This is a genomic window from Marinococcus luteus (assembly GCF_034497705.1).
Lineage (GTDB): Bacteria > Bacillota > Bacilli > Bacillales > Marinococcaceae > Marinococcus > Marinococcus luteus_A.
In genome coordinates this window covers 139,592-162,686 of record NZ_JAXRUV010000001.1, presented here as the reverse complement: position 1 = coordinate 162,686, position 23,095 = coordinate 139,592, and the positions used below count along the sequence as shown (strand labels likewise).

The window sequence follows — 23,095 nt, the reverse complement described above, 5'->3', positions numbered from 1 at the left end:
ACATTTAAACAACCGCCAGCGTTTGGCGGTTGTTTTTTAATTTCGTTTATTCACGGCGCTGCAGCTGTTCAAGGGTAGCCTGGGCTGCCCGCTGCTCCGCTTCTTTTTTTGACCGTCCGCGACCGGTACCGGCGCGCGCCTCGTTTAAGGAGACCGCCGAATGAAATTCCCTGTTGTGGGCCGGCCCCTGCTCATCGGTGATTTCATAGGAAATCACGCCCAAGTTTTCCTTCTGAACAAATTCCTGCAGTTGGCTTTTGTAATCGGCTGTCACAGAAAACGCCCCTTCATCAAGCTTAGGAAAGACGAAGCGTTCCAAAAACTGTTCAACGTTTGAAAGCCCCTGATCAAGATACATTGCTCCGACAAACGATTCGAATACGTCTGCGAGCAGCGCGGGCCGGGTGCGGCCGCCGGTCATTTCTTCGCCCTTACCCATCAGGACCACGTTTCCAAATTGCAATTCCTCGGCCAAGCTAGCTAGCGATGCTTCACATACCATTGCGGCGCGGAGTTTTGTCATATCACCTTCCGTCATGGAAGGGAATTCGCGGAACAAATGATTGGAAACCGCCAGCTCCAATACAGCATCGCCGAGAAATTCCAAACGTTCGTTATCCCTTACGTGCTTCATACGATGTTCATTTACATAGGAAGAGTGCGTGAAAGCCTGTCGCAGCAGCTGTTCGTCTGCAAAGGAAACCTGCAGCTCCCGGAGAATGGACTGCATAAGTTCATGCTGTCTGGCCGTAAATACTGCTTTCTCCCTGGATTGGCTTTTGGACGATGTAGGTTTTGGCAAAAATGAACCTCCCTTAAAATAATTTCGGGGTATTACATAGAAAAGCCCAGCCCGCTTGCACAGGACGTGGGCTTGCTTTCTACTACTGCTTCTCTATGTAATTGATTACATCACCGACTGTTTGAATTTTTTCTGCTTCTTCATCAGAAATTTCCAGATCAAATTCATCTTCCAGTTCCATGACTAATTCTACTACATCCAGAGAATCCGCGCCGAGATCTTCCTTAAAGGTCGCGTCTTTATTGACGTTCGCCTCATCCACCCCGAGGTGGTCTGCAACGATTTTTTTCACACGTTCCAACGTGTCTGCCATTCCTTTCACCTCCTTTAAAGAATCGTTTCGGCTTCATCCCATTCATTCCACTTCTGAGCGCGAATGAAACCGCTGTGTCACCGATATTTTATGGCATTACCATGCCGCCGTCAACATGAAGCGTCTGGCCGGTCATATATTTGGCGCTGTTTGAAGCGAGAAATAATACCGTATTGGCTACATCTTCCGTCTCCCCGAGCTTTTGAAGCGGAATCTGCTGCATCATCTGTTCCTTCGTACCTTCTTCGAGCTCATCGGTCATCTCCGTGGAGATAAATCCTGGCGCAACAGCGTTCACCCGGATATTTCTTGAAGCAAGCTCGCGGGCGAGCGTTTTCGTGAGCCCGACTACTCCTGCTTTTGATGCCGTATAATTCGCCTGTCCGGGGTTCCCGGTCGTTCCGACGACTGAAGCCATATTAATGATCGTTCCGCCCCGTTTTTTCATCATCGGACGGGCCGCTGCCCGGGATGTTAAAAATACGCTTTTTAAATTTGTATCAATGACGTCATCCCATTCATCTTCTTTCATGCGCATTAACAGGTTATCCTTCGTGATACCAGCGTTATTTACAAGCACGTCAATACCGCCGAATTCCTCTGTTACCTGATTGAGCATTTCCTTGACATCCGATTCACTCGACACATCAGCCTGGATCACAAGCGTCTTCACGCCGTGCTCCCCGCACTGCGAAGCGGTATCCTCGGCTTTTTCCCGGCTGCCGGCGTAGTTGATCGCAACGTTCGCTCCCTGAGCGGCAAAGCCGAGGGCGATGGCTTTGCCGATACCTCTTGACGCTCCGGTTACAAGCACGCTTTGTCCTTCGAAATTCATGACGATGCACTCCTTTTTTCAAGCCATTTATCCAGCGATGCTTCGTCCTGAACTGCATGTACATCCAGACCGCGACGCTGAATCCTCCGGATCATTCCGCTCAGTACGTTGCCAGGACCAATTTCCACAAATTCCGTTACACCAAGGTCAATCAGCCGGCGTATAGAATCTTCCCAGTGAACCGGAGAGGTTACCTGGGCAGTCAGCTGCTGACGGATGGCGGATGGGTCCGAGGTTTCCTTGGCATCCACATTCGCAATGAGCGGCCGACGTGGCCCGCGGATCTCAACGTTTTGCAGAGCCTCCGCCAGCTTTTCCTCCGCCGGCTTCATAAACGAGGAGTGAAAGGGACCGCTCACCTGCAGCGGCACCACTTTCTTCGCTCCGCGCTCCGGAGCGTGCTCCTCTACATAGCGCACGCCTTCCCGGCTCCCGGAGATAACAATCTGCCCGGGAGCATTCAGGTTGGCCAGCTGTACTTTATCAGCGGCTTCTGTCGCTTCATCCGCAAGCTCCTGCAGATCTTCACGTTCCATTCCCATGACTGCGGCCATTGTCCCTTTACCATCGGGATCCGCTTCAGCCATCCATTTTCCCCGTTTGGCCACCACAGCAGCGGCATCTGCGAATTTGAGCGCACCATTAGCCACTAGCGCCGAATACTCCCCGAGGCTGTGACCGGCGGTATAATCAGCCTGCACGCCCTTTTCCTCCACAAGCGCATGAAGGGCGGAGCTCATCGTGAGCATTGCCGGCTGCGTGTATTCCGTCTGGGTTAATGTTTCTTCCGGGCCGTTAAACATAATATCGGTCAGGCTGTATCCAAGCGCTTCATCTGCTTCCTGAAAGACCGTACGGGCCGTCGGAGCGTTATCATATAACTCTTTTCCCATTCCAACAAACTGGGATCCCTGACCGGGAAAGATAAAAGCCGTTTTTCCCATTGTGATGCCTCCTACTCTTCTAAGTGCTTCTGCATAAGGTGTGTCACGTTTTCCTGGGCCATCTGCCGGGCCTGACGGATCGAGTGATAGACGGAAATATGGTCGGACGACCCGTGACACTTAATCAGCGGCGCCTGCAGCCCCACAAGCGTAGCCCCACCGTGATTGGAGTAATTCATTTTCTCGCGCAGATGCATCAGGCCTGTTTTCATCATGGCAGCAGCCAGCTTTGTCCGCAGACTTGCCATAAATTCTTTTTTCAGCAGCGAAAACAGGGTGGATGCGGTGCCTTCGATGGATTTTAACACGAGGTTTCCGGAGAAGCCGTCGCAGACCGCTACGTCACAGACACCATCGAGCAGATCCCTTGATTCTACGTTTCCGACGAAATTGATCGGGGCATGCTCGAGCATCTCGTACGTCTCTTTCATTAAATTATTGCCCTTGCCCTTTTCCGTACCAATATTAACAAGTCCGACCCGCGGGTTTTCAATACCTCGTACCAGCTGCATATATGTACTGCCCAAAATCGCGTGCTGATACAGATGATTCGCTTTTGCATCCATATTGGCTCCTGCGTCAAGCAGCAGAAAACCGCTGCCGTCCACTGTCGGGAGTGTCGGAGCAAGTGCCGGGCGCTCTACGCCGTGTATTCTGCCGATATGCAGGAGACCTGCCGTCATAAAAGCCCCTGTATTGCCGCAAGAAATACCTGCCGCTGCCCGGCCCTCTTTCACTTCCTGCACGGAAAGAACCATCGAGGACTGCTTTTTGCGGCGAATAGCTTTGGTCGGGGACTCGTCCCCATCGATCACTTCATCAGTATGCAAAATATCAATACGTTCTGTACTGGATAAATGTTTTTTGATTTGGGGCTCAGAGCCCACCAGTGTAATCTCGATATCCTTAAAAGCTTGAACAGCAGCCATTGCTCCAGCCACCTGGGCTTTAGGAGAATGATCGCCGCCCATTGCATCGACTACAATTCTCATTTTTTAGTCTCCTTATTCGTTCACCGAAGCAGCGTGGGAACGGTACATGACGAATTCGCCCTGAAACACTTCTTCCCCCTGCACGCGGCTTGTTACCGTAACATATGTTTTTCTTTCGGTCTTTTTCGTAACGACCGCTTTGGCAATAATTCGTTCTCCGAGAAGCACCTGCCGGTTAAATTCAAGCGAGGAGCGCATCGTAAGCGCTAGTTCATCGTTGATCACAGCTACTGCAAGGGAATTCGCCTGCGCAAACAGATAATGCCCGCGCGCAATGCCGTTCCTTGAGAATACGTGATCCTCCGTAATTTCAAGCATGCTGATCGCTTCGTGGTCGAGATGAAGGTCAATAACCTCTCCGATCACTTCTTCGAGCGGCAGCGCCTTGATTTCGTCAAGCCTTTCTTTAGCAACGTGCTTGATTCTCTCCCGGTGCTCCGGGATCGAGAGCTCCAGGCGGTCCAGACGGACAGTCTGGACGCTCACCTGAAACGACCGGGCAAGTGCTTCGTCGGTAATAAAAGGATTAGAGGCAATAACAGTTTGAAGTTCTTCCTGTCTTGCCTTTTTATTTTTTCGGGCCATAATAATCATCCACTTCTATGAGTAGGTACTAATAGTAGTATATAGACCGATTTCTTTCATTTCAACCACTAATCCAGTTTATCTTTTTGAAAGGCTCCGGCTTCTTCAAGATATTCCCGGAGAGGCCGGTATTTTTCATCCTTCCAGAACACTTCGCTACGGATTAATTTAGCCGCATCGTCCCGTGCGGTTTCAAGCGCTTTAAAATCATGAACCACGTCCGCAATTTTAAAATCAGGCAGGCCGCTCTGCTTTTTTCCAAAAAAGTCTCCCGGCCCGCGCAGCTCCAGGTCTTTTTCCGAAAGGACAAATCCATCCTCGGTTTCCTGCATGATATTCATCCGCTCCTGGCCGGTTTCGGATTTCGGGTCGGCCAAAAGCACACAATAGGACTGGTGCTCTCCGCGTCCGACACGGCCCCGCAGCTGATGCAGCTGGGAAAGGCCGAAGCGTTCTGCGTCATAGATCACCATCATCGTAGCGTTTGGCACGTTCACGCCGACCTCTACGACCGTCGTCGAAACGAGAATATCAAGCTCATGGCCGGCAAATCGCTGCATGACGTCCTCCTTTTCCTCTGCCGGAAGCCGTCCGTGCATCAGGCCGACATGATATCCCGGGAAGAACTGCATCAGCTGGGCATGCACGTCAATCGCGTTTTGAACATCGAGCGCTTCTGATTCTTCAATGAGCGGACAGATGACATAGGCCTGCCGCCCCTGATCGATTTCTTTCTGCACAAAGCGAAGTACCCGCTCAAGCATCTGCGGCTTCGCCCAGTAGGTTTCAATCGGTTTCCGGCCCGGCGGCATTTCGTCAATCACTGATACGTCCATATCACCGTAGACGCTGATGGCAAGCGTACGTGGGATCGGGGTGGCCGTCATAAATAACACGTCCGGGTCCTCCCCCTTTTCTTTAAGAATCCGGCGCTGGCCGACCCCGAACCGGTGCTGCTCATCAGTGATGACAAGCTTCAGATTATTAAACTGCACCGGCTCCTGGATGAGGGCATGAGTACCGATGATAATATCGATGGTGCCGTCGGTAATGCGTTCATAGACGTTCCGCTTTTCCTTCTGCCGTATCGAACCGGTCAGCAGGCCCACAGTCACCTCTGTTCCTGCAAACAGCTCCTGAAGAGACTCATAATGCTGTTCGGCAAGAATTTCTGTCGGCACCATCAGCGCCGACTGGGCGTTTCCGGTAAATACGGCCTGCATGGCAATGGAGGCCACCACTGTTTTTCCGGAGCCCACATCCCCCTGCAAAAGCCGGTTCATCCGGATCGGAGCCTCAATATCCTCAAGGATTTCCTGCACTACTCTTTTTTGCGCATTCGTGAGCGGAAACGGCAGCTGCTTTTCAAAATCCGCCGTCGCCTCTGCATCATACACAAACGGCACCGCTGAGGCTGACTGGCGCTCCATTCGTTTAAACATCTGCATTTTTAGCTGAAAAAACAGCAGCTCTTCATAGACGTAGCGCCTTCTTGCATGCTTCAGCTGTTCGCGGCTCTCCGGCTGGTGAAGCGCCTGAAATGTTTCGGGTTTTCCCGGCAGGCGGTACCGTTCACGGATTTCTTCCGGCAGGTTTTCAGGAACTACCTGCGAGACGTGTTTTACGGCTTCTGCCTGAATACGCTGCATCTGCTTGACTGTCAGACTCCCGGTCACGCTGTAGATTGGCTCAAGCTGCTTCGCCGGGTCGGGGGCGCCGGCACGAAAATCCTGCACCGAGATGGTAAGGCGGTGCTTGTCCCACTTTCCGGTGATAGTCACCTGCCTGCCGACTTCTATCTGCTTTTTTAAAAATGCCCGGTTAAAAAACACCGCCGTCACCAGTAAATGATCAATTAATATCCGTACGGTCATACGGGACTTTTTTTTACCGAAAAAGCGCACAGACGGCTCCGACTGCACTTCGCCGGTAATCGTTACTTTTTCCTGATGCTTCAATTCTTCTATAGGAACCACTTCGTGGTTTTCATATCGATATGGGAAATGGTGAAGCAGGTCGTCGATCGTTTTAATACCAAGCTGTTCGAGCTCCCGCTGCTTTTCTTCTCCTACACCTTTTAAGTCAGAGACCGGTGATTGAAGCGTCGAATTCATAAACCGTCCCTTCCTTCCTGCTTTTGCTGTATTATACGAACGGTTGTTCACCTTTCATTATATACGTTTCCTTTTTCGCGCGAAAGAGATACTCCTGCGCGTTAAACAAAAAAATAAGCTGCCCCGGGCAGCTTATTCCACAGAAACGATATATTGGTACAGCGGCTGTCCGCCCGCATGCATTTCTATTTCCACCTCCGGATATGCCTGCTCAAGCTCTGCGGCAAGTTCATCCGCCATCTCTTCGCTCACATCTTCACCGCTGATCAGCGTAATAATTTCGCTCTCGCTGTCCACCATCTGTGCAAGCAGTTCCTGAAAAGCCTGTTTCATTTCCCCATGAACGGTAACAATGTCTTTTTCCAGGATGCCCATAAAATCGCCTTCCTGAATCTTCTTTCCTTCGATGCTCGTTTCTCTTACGGCATGGGTGATCTGGCCGGATTTAACGTACCGGGTGGCTTCTTTCATTGCTTCTTCATTTGTCAAAGCGTCTTTTGTGTCGTCAAACGCAAGCATGCCGGCGAGACCCTGCGGCACCGTTTTGGTCGGAATGACCGTTACCTGCTTGTCGCTGATGTCTGCTGCCTGCTCCGCAGCCATTACAATGTTGCCGTTATTCGGCAGTATAAACACATGCTCCGCCTGCACCCGGCTGACGGCCTCGAGAAGATCCTCGGTACTCGGGTTCATTGACTGGCCGCCGTGGACAACCTCCTGTACTCCGAGGCTTTCAAAGAGCGAGGCTACTCCGTCACCAGTCGTTACGGTCACAAAGCCGTAGGGCACAAGAGATGCGGAAGCCTCAGGGCTTTCTGACGATCCTTCCTGCTGCAGGGCACGATTCTGCTCACGCATATTTTCAATTTTTATATGAATCAGCTCTCCGTACCGCTGGGATTTTTCCAGAATTTTTCCTGGTTCTTCGGCGTGAATATGAACCTTCAGCAGTTCTTCATCACAGACCACCAAAAGAGAATCCCCGTGGGCCGACAGCTCTTCCCGGAATGCTTCTTCCTGAAAGGAAGGCTCACTTTCTGCAAATCGGACCATCACTTCAGTACAGTAGCCGTACGTAATAGCTTCGGCTCCCCCCTGGGCGGCCGGATCCTTATGGTGCTCGAGCTTCACAAGCTGGTCAAGCGAAGGCACAGATTCTCCTTCTTCTTCCTCCTGCCCGGTTAGCGCGTGCAGCATCCCTTCATATATGTGCACAAGCCCCTGGCCGCCGGAGTCAACTACACCAACCTCCTTTAAGACCGGGAGCTGCTCAGGCGTATATGCAAGCGCTTCTTTTGCCGCTTTTAAAAACCGCCGCATCCATTCTTCAAGCGCAAGCTCACTGGCGTTATGTTCATTTTTCATAGCAAGGGATGCTTCCCTGGCCACCGTGAGAATCGTTCCTTCCACCGGCTTCATCACTGCCCGGTAGGCAGCGTCCACTCCTTGTTCAAAAGCTTCTGCTACGTCAGAAGTACGGAGCTCAGACTTTTTTTCCATGGATTTGGCAAAGCCCCGGAACAGCTGCGACAAAATAACGCCGGAGTTTCCACGCGCTCCCATTAACAATCCTTTGGAAAAGTGTTTGGCCGTCTCTCCGGCATGCCGGTTCTCCTTGAGCTGTTCGACGCCGGAACGGATCGTCAAACTCATATTGGTGCCTGTATCCCCGTCCGGAACTGGAAACACATTCAATGCGTCTACCTCTTTGCTGTGTTTTTGCAGCGCGGAAGCTCCCTGCTTCAGCATCCTTCCCAGTTCAGGACCGCGTACTAATTGATCCATTTTTCTCTCTCCTTCATCCGTCTCTTCCTATGGTGAGGCCGATTCAATCTGGACGCCCTGAACATATACATTCACAGCGGACACGTCCAGCCCTAGCATTTTCTGCAGCTGATACTTCACTTTCCGCTGCACGTTGTGCGCCACTTCCGAAATTTTCGTACCGTAGCTTACAATAATATACATATCAATATGGATAAGACCGTCCTCTTCCCGGACGACTACTCCACGGGAATAATTTTCTCTTCGCAGCAGTTCCGATAGATTGTCCTTGAAATGTTTCCTGGACGCCATGCCTACGATTCCATAGCAGTCCATGGCTGCCGCTCCCACGGCAGTGGCAAGCACTTCGAGTGTAATATCGACTGTACCGTTTGACGAATATATTTCGAAACTCATGTCTCGCTTCCTTCCCTTCCGGACGCCGGCTGTATCCGGACGCTCCAGCTTGTTTTCAAAGTAACTATGCCATTATCACTATAACCACGTTTGCCTTAAATGAAAAGCATAATTGTATTTTTGACGAATCAACATTGCGTGTGTACAGGCTCTGTGCTAATATATTTGAGTATGGGTAATTTTGTTTGACATTAATAAGGAGGTGCCGCATATGTCCCGCAAGTGCTATGTAACAGGGAAAGGCCCTAAAGCCGGAAATAATCGTTCTCACGCCAACAATGCAACGAAACGCCGTTGGGGAGCTAACGTGCAAAAAGTCCGCATTCTTGTAAACGGTAAGCCAAAACGCGTATACGTTTCCGCCAGAGCATTAAAATCTGGTAAAGTCACACGCGTATAAAGCAAAAAGCGGCCACAGAGCCGCTTTTTTTATGAGTGTTTTTTGTTTACATAATAATATTATTTACTGCTTTAATTCTTCGATCGCCTTCGCTTTATCCTCCTGCTTAAACAGGGCAGAGCCCGACACAAGCACATTTGCCCCGGCTTCGAGACAATCTTTGGCTGTTTCCCGACTGACCCCGCCATCGACTTCAATCTCGAGCTCCGGATTAACGACATCCGCCGCTTTTTTCACTGCTCTGATCTTGTCGAGTACATTCGGAATAAACGCCTGGCCGCCAAAGCCCGGGTTTACAGTCATTAAAAGCACAAGGTCAACATCCGGCAGAATATGAGTGATCATTTCCACCGGAGTCGCCGGGTTTAACACTACGCCCGCCCGACAGCCGGCTTCTTTAATCTGCTGGACCGTACGGTGCACATGAGGGCACGCTTCCACGTGCACCGAAATAATGTCGGCTCCCGCCTGGGCAAAATCCTCAATGTAGCGTTCCGGCTTTTCAATCATTAAATGCACATCAAACGGTTTATCGCTGTAAGGGCGAATGGCCTCAATGACCGGAAGCCCGAACGTGATATTCGGAACGAAGTGGCCGTCCATGACATCGATATGTATATAATCCGCCCCGGCTTCGTCAATTTCCTTCACTGCCCGGCCCAATTCCGCAAAATCAGCTGCCAGAATGGAAGGCGCTATTTTTATCATCATTAATACCTCCTCGGAGTGGATGAAATTTCTTCGTGGAACTGTTTGTAATGCTCGTAGCGATAAGACGGGATCCGTCCTTCCTCCACGTCGAGCCTTATGGCACAGCCCGGCTCCTGTCGGTGGGAGCATCCTCGGAATTTGCAATCAGGCATTCTTGCCCGCATTTCCGGGAAGCAGATATCGAGATCTTCGGCTGTAATCGAACCAAAATCAAGCGAGCTGAACCCGGGCGTGTCCGCCACCCATCCGCCGTTAACCCGCAGGAACTCTACGTGCCTTGTCGTATGCTTCCCGCGCCCGAGAGCCCCGGAAATGTTCGCTGTCTCGAGATCAAGATCAGGAGCCACCGCGTTCAGGAGCGACGATTTCCCCACTCCCGACTGTCCGGATAAAAGAGAATACTTCTCCGGAAAATAAGCAGCGGCCTCATCGATGCCTTCGCCTGTTTTCGTCGAATAAAAATGGAACGAATAACCGATATGCTCATAATCCTTCTGTGCGGCCCGAAGCGTCTCTTTTTTTGCTTCATCTGCTTTGTCCCATTTACTCACTAAAATCACCGGTTTAATTTCTTCGTTTTCCACATGCACAAGAAAACGGTCGAGCAGCCAGGTGGAAAAATCAGGCTCGACAGCGGAAAATATGAGCAGTGCCTGGTCAATGTTTGCGACCGGCGGGCGCACCAGCTCATTGCTTCGTTCTTTAATTTCAAGTACGTATCCGTCTGTATGATTTTCTGCTTCAAACCGCACAAGGTCTCCTACAAGCGGTTTGATTTTCTGTTTGCGGAACAGCCCCCGCCCGCGACATTGAAAATATCCTTCTTCACTGTCTACATAATAGAAACCGCTGACTGCTTTTACAATTCGACCTGTCGCCATATCTTCGCCCCTTCTTGTAATATTTGGCCCTCTCCTGGCCAGGCTGCATCCCACACAGCTGTCTGCGCTGCGGGAAATACGTGCGGTATTAATTTCATTGAGCCACTCACGACAAACATTTCTGGAAGCAGCCAGTAAAAAATTGCCGCTCCTGAAAATACGAGTATACAGGCCACAACATACGGCCATTTTTTAGTTTTTTCCGGCTGCCGGTCTCCCTTTGTTTCCAGGCCAGAATCCTGCTGCTCGTCTTCCTGAACAGCCGGCGCTGCTACCATCGTGTCCTCTTCAGCCACCTGGGGGGCCGACCATTCCCGCTCCCGGGCATTGGTGTAGCCCTCCTGGATGAAATAAGGGCGTTCGTTTCTTCTCTCGTCCGAGAGCGCCGAACGAATGTCCTCATACATTTCTTCGGCGCTCGCGTAACGGTCATCCGGACTTTTGGCCGCAGCTTTTAAGATAACGTTCGACAGACTCTGCGGCAGGCCCTGTCGCAGCTGCATCGGGTCCGGAAGCGGCTCCTGAATATGTTTTAAAGCAATACTTACAGCGGATTCTGCATCGTAGGGGATCACCCCGGTAACCATTTCAAACAAAACGATACCGGCAGCATAAATATCTGAGCGGGCACTTACCACCCCGCCTCTCGCCTGCTCCGGCGAAATATAATGAACGGAGCCCATCATCGTATTAGTCTGCGTGATCGTGGAAGCAGACGCAGCGCGGGCAATGCCGAAATCAGCTACTTTTATTTCCCCGCGGTCGTTGGAAAGAAGATTGTGGGGCTTAATGTCCCGGTGGATGATGCCGTGACTGTGCGCCTGCATCAGCGCCTCAAGCAGCTGCCTGGTAATATGTACCGCCTGTGCAAGCGGCAGCGGCCCATGCAGGCGGATCATTTCCTTCACCGTCTGGCCTTCCACGTATTCCATAACGATATAATGCAGCTCCCGCTCTTCGCCAACATCATAAATATTGACCGTGTTTCTGTGGCCCAAAATAGTGGCTGCCCGTGACTCGCGGCGGAACCGCTGCAAAAATTCCTCATCGCCGTTAAACTGCGGCTGAAGAATTTTAATTGCCACCAGCCGTTCCAAAATCATATCCTCTCCGAGATATACGTACGCCATACCGCCGCTCCCAAGGAGGCGTTTAATATGATAACGGTCACTGATACGGCGTCCGATCAGTTGGTCCATACCTCTTCCTCCCGCATTACCACCGCAATCGTTATATTATCTTCGCCTCCACGGTCGTTGGCTGCCTGCACCATCGCTTCCACACCTTCGCGAAGGTGCCTGTGGGAAGCAAGCATTCCGGCCATATCTTCAGCGCCGAGCTTATTCGTCAGCCCGTCGGTACAAAGAAGCACGCCGTCCCCTTCGCCCCATTCATACGTATAGATGTCAGGGGAAAGGCCGCGGTCCGTGCCGAGTGCTTTCGTTAATATATTTTTCTGCGGATGCGACTCCGCTTCGAGTGCTGAAATTTGTCCTTTATTATACAGCTCCTGCACGAGAGAGTGATCTTCACTCTGCTGCTGAATGGTACGGTCCGTCCAGATATAGCTTCGGCTGTCACCGATATTTCCGGTGACGGTAAACGACGGGTGGCAGATGGCTGCGACAAGGGTCGTTCCCATTCCCGCATGCTCCGGATAATGATGGGCGTGGCGGATGATGGCTTCATTTGCTTTCATCATGTTGTCAGTCAGCCACTCCGACGCCTCTTCCATTGAATTGACAGACGGATTTTCCTCCCACGCGTCCTTTAACGTCTGATAAGCCATGGCGCTTGCCACGTCTCCGGCCGAATGTCCGCCCATTCCATCGGCAACGACGGCTAAAACAATGCCGGAAGCATGCGTGACGATGCCTCCGGTATCTTCATTATGAGGACGGATTTTCCCCCGGTCTGTTAAAAACATATGGTTCACTGGGAATTAGCCTCCGTTTCTTCTTTCCGCTGGTTGGCACGAAGCTGTCCGCAGGCTGCATCGATATCATGCCCCTGCTCACGCCGGATCGTTACGTTCACCCCGCGGTCTTTTAATGCTTTTTCAAACGCAAAAATGTCGTTTCTTGTGGTACGAACGTAGTTTCTTTCCGGCACATCGTTCACAGGAATCAGATTGACGTGGCATTTCAAATCACCGATTAGGTCGGCGAGCTCTTCCGCGTCCTCTTTCTGGTCATTTACCTGGCCGAACAGGCCGTATTCAAACGTGATTCTGCGATTCGTTTTCTTCTGGTAGTAGCGGATCGAATCCATCAGTTCCGAAACATCCCAAGCGCGGTTAATCGGCATCAGCCGACTGCGGGTTTCTGTGTTTGCTGCGTGGAGAGATACTGCGAAATTGATCTGCATGTTTTCATTGGCAAAGTCATAAATGCGCGGCACGACTCCGCTTGTAGAAACAGTAATGTGGCGTGCACCGATGTTTAAACCGTCGTCGTGATTGACTACGCGCAGAAAATTCATCAGGCCGTCGTAATTATCGAACGGCTCGCCGATGCCCATGACCACGATAGAGCTTACACGTTCGCCTCTTTCATCAAGCAGACGCTGGGATTCGAGCACCTGAGCGGTAATTTCGCCGCCTTCAAGATTTCTTTTCAGGCCGCCAAGTGTGGAAGCACAAAAGGTACAGCCGAGCCGGCAGCCTACCTGGGTGGTTACACAAACGCTGTAGCCGTAGTCGTGCTTCATCAGCACGGTTTCGATCGTATAGCCGTCCTGCAGTTCAAACAAAATCTTAATGGTGCCGTCCTGGGACTGCTGATGGATGACCTCTTTTAACGTCGTCAGTGTAAATGTGCTTTCGAGCTTTTCGCGAAGCGTTTTCGGGATGTTGGTCATTTCCTCAAATGAGGTCACGCGCTTTTGATACATCCATTCAAACAGCTGCTTTGCACGGAATGCCGGCTCCCCGTTTTCTTTTAACCATTGTTCAAGTTCTTCGTATTTCAAGCTGTACATGGAGGGGCTGTCCGTTTGCGGGGCAGGCGCCTCCTTTTTTAAAATCTGCATGCTTATGCTCCTTCCGTTTCTTCCTGATTGTTTTTTACCGCCGCGGCAATGAAAAATCCGTCTGTGCCGTATTCATGGGGAAGAATCGTGCACCATCCGTAATCGCTGGAAAAATGCTCTATTTCTGAAAGTTTTAGTTTGTCGGTCAGTTCATGGTCTGGTGATAGTTCTGGATGCCGGTGCAAAAATGCTTCCCACACCTGTTCGTTCTCCTCTGGACGAATTGTACATGTGCTGTACACAATCCTTCCATTAAATCGTAACATACTTACAGCTTCATTCAATATTTCGTGCTGTATCTCCGGCAGGCGTTCAAAATCCTCTGCTTTTTTGGCCCATTTCTGCTCGGGCTTTTTCCGGATAACGCCAAGTCCGCTGCACGGTGCATCGACGAGTACCCGGTCAAATGTACGCACCGGAAAAGTAGTTGTCAATTGACGTGCATCCCCGGCGGCGGTTTCAATATTTTCAAGCCCAAGTCTTGCCGCCTGTTCTTCAATCTGGACAAGCTTTTTTGCACTCAGGTCATGGGCTGCCACGCTTCCGCCCGGGCCGGTTCGTTCGGCAGCGTCCGTTGATTTCCCGCCCGGGGCAGCGCAGGCGTCGAGAACGTCCATATTTTCTTCAACCATCAGTGCTTCACCGGCTTTCATGGAGCTTTCGTCCTGCACCGTTATATAGCCGTTCTGATACGTTTCAGTGACGAGAACATTTCCTTTTTCTACAATTAATGCTTTCTCTGCAATAATACCGCGGGTTGTCTGAATCCCTTCCTGTTCGAGCATTTCCTGCACGTCTCCGAGTTCAGCCTCAGAGGAGACCCGCACGTTCGTTTTTGGCGTGACGTTATTTGCTTCGGCGATACGGAGGGCTGTGTCTTCCCCGTAGGCCCCCTGCCATTCCCGAAGCATCCATGCCGGATGGCTGTAGTCGACAGCCAGACGTTCCTCTGTGTTTTTGATAGCGGTGGTGTCGGGAAATCCTTTGCGCTGCAAGGAGCGGAGCACCCCGTTCACAAAACCGCTCACCCCTTTATTGCCTCGCTGCTTCGCAATTTTTACCGCCTCATCCACCACGGCGTGGTCCGGCACCCGGTCAAGGTAACGCATCTGATACACACTCATGCGCAGCAGCACGCGTACCCAGGCGTCAAGCTTCGTTAGCGGTTTGTTCACAAAAACCCCAAGCACGTAGTCGAGGGTATTCTGGCGGCGGAGGGTGCCGTAAACAATTTCGGTCAGAAGGCCGGCATCCTCCCTCGACCATGCTTTTCCGGCGAGCTCGTGATGAAGCAGCAGGTGGCTGAAAGCCTGGCCGGTCTCCACCCGCTCGAGCAGGGAAGCAGCTGTATACCGGAGGGAATAGGAAGGCTCCGTTTTATTCATTAAAACTCTCTCCTTTGGACCAGCCGTGGCTTCCCCGCAAAAACTCGGCCGTTTTCATTCTTTTTTTACCAGCCGGCTGAATCTCCCACAGCCGCACCGTTGTGCCGTCACCGGCTGCCACATCAATGTAGTCATCCGTTATCGAAGTAATAGTACCCGCTTCAGCACTGGCGGAAGCGTCCACCCATTCGGCTCGCCACAGCTTAATCGACTTTCCGTCTTTCTCTGTATAGGCCACCGGCCATGGATTCATTCCACGTATCTGGTTATAGATCGAACGTCCGTTCTGCTTCCAGTCGACCTTTTCCTGGCCGCGCTGGATATTGGATGCAAACGTTACTTTCTTTTCATTCTGCGGAGTCCGTTCCGCCGTGCCGTCGATTACTGCTGGCAGCGTTTCGATCAAAAGATCTGCTCCAACGGCGCTCAGTTTGTCATGCACATCTCCGACCGTATCCTCCCATTCAATGGGTACCTCCTGCTGACGGATGATGTCGCCGGCGTCCAGTTTTGCAACCATGTCCATGATCGTGACGCCTGTTTTCTCCCGGCCATCGATGACCGCCTGGTGAATAGGGGCGCCGCCACGGTATTCCGGAAGCAGGGAAGCGTGCACATTCACCGCTGCAATGGAAGGGGCTTCGAGAAGCTTTTTCGGCAGAATCTGGCCGAACGCCGCTGTAATAATTAAATCCGGCTTCTCTGCCAGCACTTCGTTTAAGGAGGCTTCGTTTTTCAGCTTTTCCGGCTGCAGTACAGGAAGCTTCCACGCTTCGGCTTCAACTTTGACCGGCGGCGGGGTCAGCTCTTTTTTTCTTCCCTTCGGGCGGTCAGGTTGAGTGACCACCGCGGTTACCGGATAGCCCTCTTCAAGCAGACGCCGAAGGACCGGGACCGAAAAGTCCGGTGTCCCCATAAATAAAATGTTCATATTTATCCCTCTTTTCACAATACACAGCCCCGTGCGTCGGTCACTATCGAAGCAGCGGGGCTGGTGTTTACCTTATAGAAACAACTGCGGGTACATATCAATCGTAATAAACAGCTTATCCTGAGCTGTCTCTTTTTGATAATGTACAGCAATATCATTCAGGATTTTCGTTAATTCAGGCTCATCCCTGTATTTTATCATGCATTGGTACCGATATCTATCCTTGATCCTTGCAATCGGAGAAACAGTTGGCCCGAGAATTTTTGCCTGCGGGGATAATTCCTCCCGCAGCCGGCTCGTCACTTTTTCAGCGGTTTTCAGCGCGACGCCGATCTCTTCGTGAGAAACGTTGACCATCGTTAAATAATAATACGGCGGGTACCCGCCCCGCTTGCGCTGGCCCATTTCATGCCGGCTGAACGATGGATAGTCATGGTTTTTAGCAAACTGGATACTGTAATGATCGGGGCTGTAGGATTGAATCACTACTTCGCCCTGCAGCTTGTCCCGGCCGGCCCGGCCGCTCACCTGAGTAAGCAGCTGAAAGGTCCGTTCCGGCGCCCGGAAATCAGGCAGATGCAGCATCGTGTCCGCTGCCAGTACACCGACCAGCGTAATCATAGGGAAGTCCAGGCCTTTGGCAATCATCTGGGTGCCGAGCAGAATGTCCGCCTCTCCGTTTCCAAACCGGCGAAGCATCTGCTCATGAGAGCCTTTTTTCGTGGTGGTGTCCATATCCATCCGGATAATCCTGGCCTCCGGCAGCACCTTCGTCAGCTCTTCTTCGACCTTCTGGGTGCCTGTACCGAAGTAGCGGATCTGTTCACTTTCGCAGGACGGGCACGTTGCAGGCATCTCTTCTTCATAGCCGCAGTAGTGGCACTTCAGCTGATGCTTTGTCTGATGGTATGTGAGCGTAATTTCACAGTGCGGGCATTCAGCAGTATAGCCGCATGAACGGCACATGACAAACGAAGAGTAGCCGCGCCGGTTTAGAAACAAAATACTCTGCTCCCCTTTTTCCAGACGGTCCTTCAGCTTTTCAAGCAGCGTTTCGGAAAACACCGAGCGGTTGCCTTTATGAAGCTCGTCCCTCATATCCACCACGTCGATGGCGGGCAGCTGTTTCTGGTTAATTCTCTCCGGCATTTCCAGCAGCTGATAAACCTCCCGACCGGCCCGGGCATATGATTCGAGCGACGGCGTCGCGCTCCCTAATACGACCGGAGCCCCGTGATACCTACCTCTCCAGATCGCTACCTCCCGGGCGTGATACCGGGGATGATCCTCCTGCTTATAGCTGCCTTCGTGCTCTTCATCAATGATAATCAGGCCGACATTTTTGAAGGGGGCAAAAATCGCCGACCGCGCGCCGACCGCTACTTTCGCGTCTCCGGCGTGCACCCTGCGCCATTCGTCATAACGCTCGCCTCTTGAGAGAGCGCTGTGCATCACCGCCACCTGGTCTCCAAACCGCCCTTTAAAACGTTCCACCATTTGCGGGGTAAGCGAAATTTCCGGTACGAGCACAATCGCCTCCCGTCCCTGCTGCAGCACACGGTCAATAGCCTGCAGATACACTTCTGTCTTTCCGCTTCCGGTGACCCCGTGCAGCAAAAACGTATGGTGTCTGCGCCGCGACGTTTTTTCCGTAATCGGATCAAGTGCTCGCTGCTGGTCCCGGGTGAGCTCCTGCGGGGGTGTGGCTTCAAATGATCGGTCTTCAAACGGGTCCCGGTACGATTCCTGGTCCCGCTCCATAAGGATGTTTTTTTCCACTAGACCCTGAATAACCGCCCGGCTCGCCGTCTGCTCATGCAGCAGCTGAGCCGCGGGTACAGCCGCTTCTTCGTCTCCGATCGCAAGAAACCAGTCGTACAGCTCCAGCTGTTTTTTCGCCTTCGCCGTAAGAGAAGCTGCATGCGCCCGGTGCTCCGGGTGAAGCCGCAGCATCCGCTTCGTCTGCTTTTTCGTCTGATCCTTCACCTGATAATCGATCCGGATCTGTTCATTACGAACAGCTTCCTGCACATGCTGCATCACTGATTTGTCGTCCGGGAGGTCCTTCCAGTCGATCGTCGTCTGCTTCTGAAACACTACCTGCAGTACCGGCGGCAGTGTCTCCGTGGGCACGAGCAGTTCAATCTTCTTTTTTGGCTTTGCCCGGATAGCTGCCGGAATCATCGACTGATAGGCCGTAATCAAAAAACAGACTGTTTCAATGGCCAGATACTCTCCGAGCTCAAGCAGCTCCTGCGTAAGCACCGGATGAGGATCGAGCACGTCTGTAATCGGCTTGACCCGGGCAAGCTCTGTTTTGTCTTCGATCCGCCAGATAAATCCCTGAATTTTCCGGGCGCCAAACGGCACCGTCACTCTTGATCCGGGGTGTGCGAGCATCTCGAGTGAAGCCGGAATCTGATAATCAAAAGCCCGGTTCGTCTGGCCGGTCGCTATATCCACAATTACTTTGGCGTACATAGTTACGCGTCTCCTATTCGTTTCTGCAGCCAGGACATAATTTCTGCCGCTGCCTCGTGCTTCGACTGGGTGGGAAAAGAAACAGCTCCGTTTTTATCCACGAAGGTGATAGTATTTTCATCGGCCCGAAAGCCCGAACCCGCTTTTCCAATTTCATTGGCTACAATTAAATCGGCGTTCTTACGCTGCCGCTTGCTTTCTGCGTATTTCTCGAGGTATTCCGATTCTGCAGCGAAGCCGATCAAAAGCTGATGCTTCTTTTTTTCTCCAAGCTCCTGGAGAATATCCGGTGTTTTCACCATCGGCACCTCAAGGCCGTCGTTCTTTTTCTTCTGCTTTTTTTCATACACGGTCTCCGGCCTGTAATCGGACACAGCAGCTGCTTTAATAACCACATCCGACGTATCGTAGTGGGTGAGCACGGCTTCGCGCATATCCTCCACGCTTTCGACGTCGATTCTTGTCTGGACACCGCCGGGCGTGGAGAGCGTCACTGGCCCTGCAACCAGCGTCACCTCTGCTCCCCGCCGGGCTGCTTCCTCAGCGATCGCAAACCCCATTTTTCCGCTGGACGGGTTGGTAACGACCCGGAAGGGATCAATATGCTCATGCGTCGGACCGGCCGTAACAAGCACTCGTTTGCCGGCAAGCGGAGTGCCGACATCTTCGGCATCCTGGACAAACTGCATAATGTCCTCGGGCTCCGCCATCCGGCCTTTGCCAATCCAGCCGCAGGCAAGATAACCCTCTCCGGGTTCAATGAAACGGTAGCCGTCCTGCTTTAACGTTTCCTTGTTGCGCTGAAAGCTTGGATGATTATACATGTTTACGTTCATCGCCGGTGCAACGTAGACATTGGCAAGTGTCGCCATCATTGTGGTGGTGAGCATATCATCTGCGAGTCCGTTCGCAAGCTTGCCGAGCGTGTTGGCCGACGCAGGCGCTACGATAAATACGTCCGCCCAGTCCGCCACATCAATATGGGAAACGACCGAAGGGTCAGCTTCTGCAAACGTGTCGTCGTACACTCTTGACCGGGTCAGTGCCTGAAATGTGAGCGGGGTAATAAACTCTTTGGCTTCCGGGGTCATAATAATGCGCAGCTCTGCCCCCGCCTGGTACAGCTTACTTGCAAGCGCCGCGGCTTTAAAGGCGGCTATTCCACCCGTGACACCGAGTACAATTTTTTTGCCTTTCACAGCTATGTCCTCCTTTTACAGGCGCTTCCAGGCTAAAAAAAGCAACCTACGTGATGCCATAGGTTGCTTCTTCTTATCCGGTGCCCGTTCATTTTCCGTTATTCTTCGTAGTCATGTTCTTCGTAGTCGCCCTGCCGGTAGCTGAGCACGCCGGCCTGGATTTCTTCAAGAGCGATGCCTACTGCCTTCACGGATTTTGCGTTATCGATCATCGGAAGTGCCCCGTCGATTTCTTCGAGGTCTCTCGCGCGCCGTGCCGATACGGATACTAGCGTATATTTGGAATTGATATGACCGAGCAGCTGGTCAATGGACGGATACAGCATTCCTTCGTCATTTCTGTTTGAAGCCATTATTCCACCTCCGCTAATTCTTTGTATTTTTCAATCAGGCGTTCCTGCTTGCAGTGTTCTGCAGTGACAATAGAGCGGATGCGCGAGACCGCTTTTTCAATCTCATCATTTTCCACTACGTAGTCATACATCTGCATCATGTCAATTTCATTTTTGGCCACAGTCATCCGTTTGTCAATCAACTCGGATGTTTCCGTGCCCCGTCCGACAATCCTGCTGCGGAGCTCGGCGAGACTCGGAGGCATTAAGAAAATAAACGTGCCTTCCGGGTAACGCTCCTTCACCTTTTCTGCGCCCTGCACTTCAATCTCGAGAATGATGTCCTTGCCGCGGTCGATCGTTTCCTCGACATAATCAAGCGGGGTCCCGTAGTAGTTGTCTACATACTGCGCCCACTCCAGCAGACGGCCTTGCTCAATCATTTTTTCAAACTCTTCCTTCGAATGAAAGAAATAATTTACTCCGTGCTCCTCCCCCGGACGCGGGGCCCGGGTAGTGGCGGAGACGGAATACTCAATGTTCGTATCCTCTTCGCGCAGCGCCCCGCACACCGTACCTTTTCCTACACCGGCCGGGCCGGAAAGCACAATCAATAATCCTTTATCATCTTTCATAGGTTGACACGCCTCATTTCACAATCTTATTCGTCCGATGAATCATCGTCTTTTGTATGCAGCCGCTGGGCGACTGTCTCCGGCTGAACCGCAGAAAGCACAACATGGTCGCTGTCTGCAATGATAACCGCTCTCGTCCTTCTGCCGTAGGTGGCATCAATCAGCATGTTACGGTCCCTGGCTTCCTGAATAATCCGTTTGATTGGTGCAGATTCCGGGCTGACAATAGAAATAATCCGATTTGCCGACACAATATTTCCAAATCCAATGTTGATTAGCTTAATGCTCAAAACTACCCCTCCTGGTCGGACCATCCCTCTAGCTGCTGCCTGAAAAAATGGTTCATATATGTTTTCTTCTGCGGTTCCTGACGAGTTGTTCTCCTGCCTCAGTATAGCACGATTATTTCAAGCGTCACAAACGATGCTTCGCGGCGAGGCCCGAACATTATGTACTTCTATATTGTAAACAATATCTCTTCAGCCCACAACCAATGTTTATTCAGCAGACAAGACGGCGCGCTTTTCATTATGCTATAATCCACCGTACAGAACGCAAGCAGCAGAAGAATTTCTCCTGCTTGTACGAGTAAAGGATGATCGAACGTGAGCTTTGACGGAATCATGACCCAGGCCGTTGTCCAGGAGGTCCAGCAGACGCTCCAAAACGGCCGGATTACAAAAATACACCAGCCCTACAAAACTGACCTGGTCATTTCAGTGCGGGCGAACCGCAAAAATCACCAGCTCCTGCTGTCGGTGAACCCTTCCCTGTCGAGAATGCATCTAACAGATGAAAAGTACCAGAATCCCAAGGAGCCTTCCATGTTCTGCATGCTGCTTCGCAAGCACCTAGAAGGTGGCTTCGTCCGGGAGGTGTCACAACAGGGACTTGAGCGGATCGTTTCGCTGCGCATTGAAAACAAAGATGAAATCGGTGATCTTACGGAACGGACCCTGGTCATGGAAATCATGGGCAAGCACAGTAATGTCGTGCTTCTTAATGAGGACCGTACGCATATTCTCGACAGCATGAAGCATATTTCCCCGGCCCAGAACACGGTCCGCACGATTCTCCCGGGCCAGGCCTATATCGGACCACCGTCCCAGCATAAGGCGAACCCCCTCAAAGCTGAAGCCGGTGACGTGCTGAGAGCACTCGACGCCAACCAGGGCAAGCTCGACCGCCAGCTGATGCAGGCGTTTGAAGGGATTTCTCCCCAGAGTGCCAAAGAAGCCACGCACCGTGCCGGTCTCGGTTCGCTGCAGAAACTGGCCGAGACGTTTACTTCGCTCATGCATGACGTTAAAAACGGGAATTTTAAGCCGCAGATTGTGACCACCGAAGCGAATAAAGAATATTACAGCGCCATTGACCTTACTCATGTGGACGGCACGAAGGAGAATTTTGACTCGGTGAGCGCCATGCTCGACCGCTATCATAACGGCAAAGCCGAACGTGACCGCGTGCACCAGCAGGCCCATGACCTCGAACGGTTTCTACAGAACGAACGCGAAAAAAACGAGCGCAAGCTGAAAAAGCTGCGCCAGACGATTACCCAGGCCGAAAACCGCCTCGTCTACCAAAAATACGGGGAGCTGTTAACCGCCCACATGCACCAGCTCCGCGGTGGTGAAAATGAAATCGAAGTAACAGATTACTACGATCCGGAAGGCGGCACGCTTACCATTGAGCTTGAGCCTGAGCTCTCGCCGTCAGATAATGCCCAGCGGTATTTTAAACGCTATAATAAAGCCAAAACCTCGCTTTCCGAAGCGAAAAAACAGATCAAGCTGACCCGTCGCGAGATTGATTACCTCGACCGGCTGATTCAGCAGGTGGAAACGGCTGCCCCATCTGACATTGACGACATACGCGAAGAATTGTCGGACGGCGGCTATCTGAAAAAACGTGTTCAAAAGAAAAAACAGAAGAAAAACACGAAACCGCAGGTTGAACAGTATGTTTCCTCGGCCGGCACACTTCTGCTCGTTGGAAAAAACAACCGCCAGAACGAATACGTCACCAATCGGGTCGCAAACGCCGGAGACACCTGGCTGCACACTAAAGATATCCCCGGCTCCCACGTGGTGATCCGCTCCACAGACGTGGACGAGGAAACGTTAAAGGAAGCGGCTGTCCTGGCCGCCTATTTCTCCAAAGCGCGCTCCTCGTCCTCGGTGCCGGTCGACTACACCCTGATCCGGCACGTACGAAAACCAAACGGTGCCAAGCCCGGATTTGTGACCTATGACCAGCAGTCCACCCTGTTTGTCACTCCGGAGGAAAGCCTTGTCCTTGAAATGAAAAACCGGGCCAAGGCCCAGACCGCTGCAAAATAAAA

23 protein-coding genes are annotated in these 23,095 nt (G+C 51.8%); 2 read left to right on the top strand and 21 right to left on the bottom strand.

What is annotated here, in order from left to right; genetic code table 11:
* Window positions 1–46: 46 nt before the first annotated feature.
* The 9 genes from rnc to Q9M42_RS00785 all read right to left on the bottom strand — a co-directional run bounded on the left by rnc (window position 47) and on the right by Q9M42_RS00785 (window position 8,766).
* On the bottom strand, window positions 47–730 hold the full coding sequence (rnc, locus tag Q9M42_RS00825; RefSeq protein WP_322525240.1) for a ribonuclease III: 684 nt from the start codon (window positions 728–730) through the stop codon (window positions 47–49).
* A 154-nt stretch (window positions 731–884) separates the two neighbouring features.
* Window positions 885–1,115 carry an acyl carrier protein gene (gene acpP / locus Q9M42_RS00820; protein WP_027847178.1) on the bottom strand — a complete coding sequence of 77 codons (231 nt, stop codon included), beginning with the start codon at window positions 1,113–1,115 and terminating at the stop codon, window positions 885–887.
* A gap of 88 nt (window positions 1,116–1,203) precedes the next feature.
* Window positions 1,204–1,950, bottom strand: a complete 747-nt coding sequence (gene fabG / locus Q9M42_RS00815; protein WP_322524641.1) for a 3-oxoacyl-[acyl-carrier-protein] reductase — start codon at window positions 1,948–1,950, stop codon at window positions 1,204–1,206.
* Window positions 1,947–2,894, bottom strand: a complete 948-nt coding sequence (gene fabD / locus Q9M42_RS00810; protein ID WP_322524640.1) for an ACP S-malonyltransferase — start codon at window positions 2,892–2,894, stop codon at window positions 1,947–1,949. The genes fabG and fabD overlap by 4 nt, the downstream gene beginning before the upstream one ends.
* An 11-nt stretch (window positions 2,895–2,905) precedes the next feature.
* Window positions 2,906–3,886, bottom strand: a complete 981-nt coding sequence (plsX, locus tag Q9M42_RS00805) for a phosphate acyltransferase PlsX (RefSeq protein WP_322524639.1) — start codon at window positions 3,884–3,886, stop codon at window positions 2,906–2,908.
* Between the two features lie 12 nt (window positions 3,887–3,898).
* Complete coding sequence (gene fapR / locus Q9M42_RS00800) at window positions 3,899–4,471, bottom strand: transcription factor FapR (RefSeq protein WP_322524638.1); 573 nt, start codon at window positions 4,469–4,471, stop codon at window positions 3,899–3,901.
* 68 nt (window positions 4,472–4,539) lie between these two features.
* Window positions 4,540–6,585, bottom strand: coding sequence for an ATP-dependent DNA helicase RecG (gene recG / locus Q9M42_RS00795; protein ID WP_322524637.1), 2,046 nt, complete (start codon window positions 6,583–6,585; stop codon window positions 4,540–4,542).
* 132 nt (window positions 6,586–6,717) lie between these two features.
* Window positions 6,718–8,370: a DAK2 domain-containing protein gene (locus tag Q9M42_RS00790; protein ID WP_322524636.1), complete on the bottom strand. Its 1,653-nt coding sequence runs from the start codon at window positions 8,368–8,370 to the stop codon at window positions 6,718–6,720.
* Between the two features lie 27 nt (window positions 8,371–8,397).
* Window positions 8,398–8,766, bottom strand: a complete 369-nt coding sequence (locus Q9M42_RS00785) for an Asp23/Gls24 family envelope stress response protein (protein WP_322524635.1) — start codon at window positions 8,764–8,766, stop codon at window positions 8,398–8,400.
* Between the two features lie 211 nt (window positions 8,767–8,977).
* Between Q9M42_RS00785 and rpmB the strand changes: the two genes are divergently transcribed.
* A complete protein-coding gene (gene rpmB, locus Q9M42_RS00780; RefSeq protein ID WP_022792731.1) occupies window positions 8,978–9,166 on the top strand; it encodes a 50S ribosomal protein L28 in 189 nt (62 codons plus the stop codon).
* 63 nt (window positions 9,167–9,229) lie between these two features.
* Here rpmB and rpe read toward each other — a convergent pair whose 3' ends face one another.
* From rpe to remA, 12 genes are all read right to left on the bottom strand, one after another.
* The gene (rpe, locus tag Q9M42_RS00775; RefSeq protein WP_322524634.1) at window positions 9,230–9,874 is read right to left on the bottom strand and encodes a ribulose-phosphate 3-epimerase; all 645 of its coding nucleotides are present in this window, start codon (window positions 9,872–9,874) and stop codon (window positions 9,230–9,232) included.
* Between the two features lie 2 nt (window positions 9,875–9,876).
* Window positions 9,877–10,758 (bottom strand): ribosome small subunit-dependent GTPase A, encoded by an 882-nt coding sequence (gene rsgA, locus Q9M42_RS00770; RefSeq protein ID WP_322524633.1) that lies wholly within the window; start codon window positions 10,756–10,758, stop codon window positions 9,877–9,879.
* Window positions 10,737–11,957, bottom strand: coding sequence for a Stk1 family PASTA domain-containing Ser/Thr kinase (gene pknB, locus Q9M42_RS00765; protein ID WP_322524632.1), 1,221 nt, complete (start codon window positions 11,955–11,957; stop codon window positions 10,737–10,739). Before pknB ends, rsgA begins: the two co-directional genes overlap by 22 nt.
* A complete protein-coding gene (locus Q9M42_RS00760; protein ID WP_322524631.1) occupies window positions 11,945–12,685 on the bottom strand; it encodes a Stp1/IreP family PP2C-type Ser/Thr phosphatase in 741 nt (246 codons plus the stop codon). Before Q9M42_RS00760 ends, pknB begins: the two co-directional genes overlap by 13 nt.
* A 5-nt stretch (window positions 12,686–12,690) precedes the next feature.
* Entirely contained in the window at window positions 12,691–13,788 is a 1,098-nt protein-coding gene (rlmN, locus tag Q9M42_RS00755; protein WP_322524630.1) for a 23S rRNA (adenine(2503)-C(2))-methyltransferase RlmN, read from the bottom strand.
* 2 nt (window positions 13,789–13,790) lie between these two features.
* Window positions 13,791–15,173 (bottom strand): 16S rRNA (cytosine(967)-C(5))-methyltransferase RsmB, encoded by a 1,383-nt coding sequence (gene rsmB / locus Q9M42_RS00750; protein WP_322524629.1) that lies wholly within the window; start codon window positions 15,171–15,173, stop codon window positions 13,791–13,793.
* Window positions 15,166–16,104 (bottom strand): methionyl-tRNA formyltransferase, encoded by a 939-nt coding sequence (gene fmt, locus Q9M42_RS00745; protein ID WP_322524628.1) that lies wholly within the window; start codon window positions 16,102–16,104, stop codon window positions 15,166–15,168. The genes rsmB and fmt overlap by 8 nt, the downstream gene beginning before the upstream one ends.
* A gap of 72 nt (window positions 16,105–16,176) precedes the next feature.
* Window positions 16,177–18,585: a primosomal protein N' gene (gene priA / locus Q9M42_RS00740; RefSeq protein WP_322524627.1), complete on the bottom strand. Its 2,409-nt coding sequence runs from the start codon at window positions 18,583–18,585 to the stop codon at window positions 16,177–16,179.
* Window positions 18,586–18,587: 2 nt separating this feature from the next.
* Window positions 18,588–19,784 (bottom strand): bifunctional phosphopantothenoylcysteine decarboxylase/phosphopantothenate--cysteine ligase CoaBC, encoded by a 1,197-nt coding sequence (coaBC, locus tag Q9M42_RS00735; RefSeq protein WP_322524626.1) that lies wholly within the window; start codon window positions 19,782–19,784, stop codon window positions 18,588–18,590.
* A 98-nt stretch (window positions 19,785–19,882) separates the two neighbouring features.
* Complete coding sequence (gene rpoZ, locus Q9M42_RS00730) at window positions 19,883–20,137, bottom strand: DNA-directed RNA polymerase subunit omega (RefSeq protein ID WP_022792721.1); 255 nt, start codon at window positions 20,135–20,137, stop codon at window positions 19,883–19,885.
* Window positions 20,137–20,751 carry a guanylate kinase gene (gene gmk / locus Q9M42_RS00725; RefSeq protein ID WP_322524625.1) on the bottom strand — a complete coding sequence of 205 codons (615 nt, stop codon included), beginning with the start codon at window positions 20,749–20,751 and terminating at the stop codon, window positions 20,137–20,139. The genes rpoZ and gmk overlap by 1 nt, the downstream gene beginning before the upstream one ends.
* A gap of 26 nt (window positions 20,752–20,777) precedes the next feature.
* The gene (remA, locus tag Q9M42_RS00720) at window positions 20,778–21,041 is read right to left on the bottom strand and encodes an extracellular matrix/biofilm regulator RemA (protein WP_022792719.1); all 264 of its coding nucleotides are present in this window, start codon (window positions 21,039–21,041) and stop codon (window positions 20,778–20,780) included.
* A 315-nt stretch (window positions 21,042–21,356) separates the two neighbouring features.
* On the opposite strand from remA, the gene Q9M42_RS00715 reads away from it, so the two are divergent.
* Window positions 21,357–23,093: an Rqc2 family fibronectin-binding protein gene (locus tag Q9M42_RS00715; protein ID WP_322524624.1), complete on the top strand. Its 1,737-nt coding sequence runs from the start codon at window positions 21,357–21,359 to the stop codon at window positions 23,091–23,093.
* Window positions 23,094–23,095: the final 2 nt, after the last annotated feature.